General features: G+C 42.0%; 1 protein-coding gene. It reads right to left on the bottom strand.

Going from position 1 to position 827, the window contains the following annotated elements:
• Positions 1–13: 13 nt before the first annotated feature.
• Positions 14–827: response regulator transcription factor (locus tag A3729_RS03275; RefSeq protein ID WP_369820067.1), on the bottom strand; the 814-nt coding region annotated here is incomplete at its 5' end.

Genomic DNA, 827 nt, shown 5'->3' with positions numbered 1-827 from the left:
CTTTTCAATGTTCTTACTCTCCAAAACGATAACCCACCCCCCAAATTGTATTAATATATACAGGGTTTGAAGAATCCGATTCCAGTTTTGATCGCAAGCGATTTATATGAGAGTTAACGGTATGCTCATAACCTTCGTGACCATAACCCCAAACCTTGTCAAGAAGCTCACTACGTTTAAAGACCTTTCCCACANGAGATGCAAAGAACCAAAGTAAATCGAATTCTTTCGCTGTTAGATCTAGCGTCTTTTCAGCTAATTTTGCTTTTCTAGAAGAGGAATCTAAAGAAAGGCTAAGATAGCTCAATACACTCGCTTCAGGTCTTGGTTTCTCACTCTGGGCAGACCGTCTAAGCAATGCTTTTACTCTTGCCTTTAGTTCGGCCACACTAAAAGGCTTAACTAAGTAATCATCAGCACCAATCTCTAGACCTAAGACTCTATCCAACTCAGTTGAACGGGAAGTCACCATCATCAGCGGCACATAAATTTGTGAGACTCGAAGCATTCTACATAGCTCCAAACCGTCTATGCCTGGCAGTTGTAAGTCTAAAATAATGGCGTTCCACTGCTCTGATCTCGCTCGCTGAAAACCCTCAACGCCATCACTAACAACTAAAATATCGGCGTTTAAGTCTCGAAGGTGAAGCGACATAAGGTCTGCGATATCGGGGTCATCTTCCACAATCAGAAAACGCTTTCTATCAAGGTCAGAAAGAACATCAACCGCTTGTAAACTTTTACTCTCCATATGAAGGTTCATTCTCTGCTCCCTAGCATTTATCATAAGCCTGTTTGAGACCATAAAAACGAGGAGAGAGTGAGGC

This window comes from Oleiphilus sp. HI0043 (assembly GCF_001634935.1).
This window is presented reverse-complemented; position numbering and strand designations above follow the sequence as displayed.